The organism is Robiginitalea sp. (assembly GCF_049588695.1).
Classification (GTDB): domain Bacteria; phylum Bacteroidota; class Bacteroidia; order Flavobacteriales; family Flavobacteriaceae; genus Robiginitalea.
Genome location: NZ_JBAVZJ010000180.1, coordinates 1 through 3,990, shown reverse-complemented (window position 1 = coordinate 3,990; position 3,990 = coordinate 1). Strand labels below are relative to the sequence as shown.

Genomic DNA, 3,990 nt, shown 5'->3' with positions numbered 1-3,990 from the left:
GTAATACAGCCATCCCTTAACGTAGCTCTCCAATTGTCCGATGCCCTCGTACACCGGGGGTTCGGTAATCGGCCCCGTTTTACCGAACAGTACATCCAGCATGGGGATAAGGGCGGCAAAAGACAGGGCGCTGAAGAGCGCATAGAGGATGTTGAAGAAAATATTCAGAAATCCGTACCTGCGATACGGTCGGGCAAATCGGAGAATTTTCCGGAAATAGTTCATTCTTCGAGTTTGAGATCTTCCAGGACCCGGTCGATTTTAGATTCGAGTGCCTGTTTTTCACTTTGGTATTCCTTTCCGGAAGCGATCGAACCGCGTACGCTGACGTAAAACTTTATCTTGGGTTCCGTACCACTCGGGCGTGCCGCCAACCGCGTCCCATCTGCGGTGGTATAGATCAGGACATTGGAATTTGGAAGGTTTATTTTAGTGACTTCGCCCGTCTTTGGATTTTTTGAAGTTCCATTTTGATAATCGTCAATACGGATGACGGGGGAACCGTCCAGTGCGTGCAGTGGATTTTCCCGGAATCCTTTCATCATATTCCCGATCTGGGCAGCCCCATCCATTCCTTTTTTAGTCAGGGAGACCAATCGTTCCCTGTAGCACCCATAGGCGACATAGCATTGGAGTAATTCCCGGTAAAAGCTGCTTCCCCGGGCTTTGGCCCATGCCGCAATTTCGCAGGCCAACAGGGAAGCGGTCACCGCGTCCTTATCCCGGACGAAATCGCCAACCATATATCCAAAACTCTCTTCTCCCCCTCCGATAAACCGTTGAGAAGGAAAATCCCGGATCATTTTTGCAATCCATTTAAACCCGGTCAGGGAGGTTTTGCACTCTACGCCAAAGACATCCGCCATAGATTGCATCATGGGGGTAGACACGATGGTGGTTGCGATAAATTCATTCCCCTGAAATCCCTTTTCCTGTTCACGCTCCAAAAGGAATCGCGTCATAAGCACCATGGTCTGGTTCCCGTTGAGCAGTTCAAGTGCTCCGGTTTCATTGCGAACGGCAATTCCGAGGCGGTCGCTGTCCGGATCTGTTCCGATAACGATGTCTGCATCGATTTCAGCTCCTTTGGTCAGCGCCATTTTCAGCGCTTCAGGCTCTTCCGGGTTAGGCGATTTCACAGTAGGGAAATCCCCGTCGGGAACAGCTTGTTCAGGGATCTGGGTGACATGTTCATAGCCCGCACGATTCAGGACCTCTGGGATGGCAGTGACCGAAGTCCCGTGCAGGGAGGTGAAAACTATCGACAAATTTTCCTTGCCGGCCACCCCATAACTACCGTTTTTTACACAGGCATCCAGAAAAGCCTCGTCTACTTCCCGGTCGATTTCCTCAATGAGTTCGGGTCGGGCTTTAAAACGGATATCCTCGTAATCCAGGCGATCTATGGCGGCGATGATTTCCCCGTCCTCGGGGGGTACGATTTGGCCACCATCTTGCCAGTACACCTTGTAACCGTTGTATTCCGGTGGATTGTGCGAAGCGGTCAGGACCACGCCCGCATGACAGCCCAGGTACCTCACGGCAAAAGAGAGTTCGGGGGTGGTTCTCAGTTCAGAGAACAAGTACACTTCAATGTCATTTGCGGAAAATACCTCGGCAACCGTCCGGGCCAGGGATTGGCTATTGTGGCGGCAGTCGTAGGCGATCACAACTTTTACCTTCTCATCTCCAAAGCTCGATTTCAGGTAGTTGCTCAGACCCTGGGTGCTTTTTCCCAGGGTGTATTTATTGATCCTGTTGGTCCCTGCACCCATAACCCCGCGCATGCCGCCAGTGCCGAATTCCAAAGTTTTATAAAAACGGTCCTGGAGTTCCTCTGGATTTTGTTGAAGCAATTCCCGGATCTCTTCTTTTGTTTCGGGATCAAAAAAATCTGAGAGCCATTTATGGGCGCGCTCCGAAATGGAATTATCGATGGACATCAGTTAAGTTTTATCAAAGTTACAAATAGGGCAGGTCATAGAAAGTATGGTCATAGGTGCTCTGATTTCAGGCCTTTTCCCGCTGAAAGACACCTTCGGGAGTGCGATTCAAATTCAGGGATTCGTATATGGAATAGCGCTCCTGGGTAATGCGAACACGCAATAGCATTTCCCCAAGAAATCCCGCCAGAAACAGTTGTGTTCCAATGATCATGGAGGTCAGGGCGATGTAAAATTCGGGACGCTGTGCCACAAGGCGACCGGTGGGATTAAAAAACAGTTTATCAATCCCCAGGTATAGGGCAAAACCGAATCCGATAATAAACATTAGCACCCCCAGGGCCCCAAAAAGGTGCATGGGACGTTTGCCGAATTTAGAGACAAACCATACGGTAATAAGGTCAAGGAATCCTTTGATAAAGCGATCCGGTCCGAACTTGGTCTTTCCGAATTTTCTGGCCTGGTGCTGTACGACCTGTTCTCCGATTTTGCGATAGCCCGCGTTTTTGGCCAGTACCGGAATATATCTGTGCATTTCTCCGGAGACCTCAATACTCTTTACTACTTCCTTACGGAAAACCTTTAAACCGCAATTGAAGTCGTGTAACTTCACCCCGGAAGTTTTCCGTGCCGCCCAGTTGAAAAGCTTTGACGGCAAATTTTTCATCAGTACGGAATCATACCGCTTTTTCTTCCATCCGGACACCATGTCGTAGCCATCGGCCTCAATCATCTGCATCATGGCGGGGATTTCCTCCGGGTTATCCTGCAGGTCCGCATCCATGGTGGCTACTAAAGCCCCCTGAGCTGCTTTGAAGCCCGCATGTAAGGCCTGGGATTTTCCAAAATTCCTTAAAAATCGAATACCACGGATCTCCGGTTGGGATTCCGAAAGTTGGCGGATGGTTTCCCAACTATTGTCCGTACTGCCGTCGTCTATAAAGATGATTTCATAGGAAATCCCATTGGACACCATAACTCCGGCAATCCAATGGGATAGTTCCGTTAAGGATTCCTCCTCGTTTAATAAAGGGATGACTATGGATAGGCGCATCTGTCAGGACTGCTGATTCTGCTCCAAAAGTACCATTTTTTAGGTTTAATAATCCGGGGCCGATTTTTTAAAGATCAACCCGCCAACCAGTCCGATGACCAGGCCGATAAGGATTGACCCGATCAATATACCTGGATAAGCAAACGCTTCCCAGTATTGCAGGCTCATTTCTTTCTGCTGCTGAAGTTGTTCTGCTGTTAAAGTGCCCTGTTCAGCGGCTGCAGCAAGGGATAATTCGATGCTTTTGGATTTAAAATCCGGGTCGAGCACGTTGGTGAGCAGCAGCATCCAAATCACAGAAATGATGCCCGAAACCAGTGCGATTCCTGCCCCTAGTTTGACGGCTTGCCCGACGCTGAGCAGTCCCTGATTCGCTTTGCGAAAATTCAGGATGCCCCAGAATATAACTGCAATGGACATGACAATAGAAATAATCGAGTTCACCGGGCTCTGCGAAACATGTGCATCGCTAATGAAAAGCATTAAGGCGAAAACGACGCCAAGCCCTCCCAGAATAAGTCCATAATTCAAAGAAAATTTACCAATTTTAGGTGTACTGGTTTCCATAATTGAGAGTTAAGGTTTTAAAGGTGTTAGTTTGACTATTTAGATATTTGTTACAGGGAAGGTAGGAATTAATTTTATTTTTTTGAGGACAGAGGGGTGTAATTTTTAATATTAATATGTACATTTGCACCCGCGAAATTAGCAGGTTAAAAATATTTTTTAAGCATGAAACAAGGCATTCACCCAGAGAATTACAGGATGGTCGCATTCAAAGATATGTCTAATGAGGATATCTTTCTGACCAAGTCAGCAGCGGAAACCAAAGAGACGATTGAAGTTGATGGGGTTTCTTATCCCCTGGTAAAACTCGAGATCTCCAGAACGTCACACCCATTCTACACCGGGAAGGCGAAGCTGGTAGATACAGCCGGACGTATCGATAAGTTCAAGAACAAATACAAGAAGTTTAAAAAATAAGTTCAGGGA

The 3,990-nt window shown here is 47.8% G+C and carries 4 protein-coding genes and 1 pseudogene; 1 reads left to right on the top strand and 4 read right to left on the bottom strand.

Annotation, left to right across the window (positions count from 1 at the left end):
- From WBV75_RS04395 to WBV75_RS04380, 4 genes and pseudogenes are all read right to left on the bottom strand, one after another.
- A pseudogene (locus WBV75_RS04395) lies at positions 1–225 on the bottom strand (ABC transporter ATP-binding protein); the annotation flags it as partial.
- The gene (locus tag WBV75_RS04390) at positions 222–1,943 is read right to left on the bottom strand and encodes a phospho-sugar mutase (protein WP_424119437.1); all 1,722 of its coding nucleotides are present in this window, start codon (positions 1,941–1,943) and stop codon (positions 222–224) included. The pseudogene WBV75_RS04395 and the gene WBV75_RS04390, both read right to left, overlap by 4 nt.
- 67 nt (positions 1,944–2,010) lie before the next feature.
- Positions 2,011–2,997, bottom strand: a complete 987-nt coding sequence (locus WBV75_RS04385) for a glycosyltransferase family 2 protein (RefSeq protein WP_424119436.1) — start codon at positions 2,995–2,997, stop codon at positions 2,011–2,013.
- Positions 2,998–3,042: 45 nt separating this feature from the next.
- Positions 3,043–3,564: a DUF4199 domain-containing protein gene (locus tag WBV75_RS04380; RefSeq protein ID WP_424119435.1), complete on the bottom strand. Its 522-nt coding sequence runs from the start codon at positions 3,562–3,564 to the stop codon at positions 3,043–3,045.
- A 165-nt stretch (positions 3,565–3,729) separates the two neighbouring features.
- On the opposite strand from WBV75_RS04380, the gene WBV75_RS04375 reads away from it, so the two are divergent.
- On the top strand, positions 3,730–3,981 hold the full coding sequence (locus tag WBV75_RS04375; RefSeq protein ID WP_424119434.1) for a type B 50S ribosomal protein L31: 252 nt from the start codon (positions 3,730–3,732) through the stop codon (positions 3,979–3,981).
- The last annotated feature ends 9 nt before the right edge of the window (positions 3,982–3,990 follow it).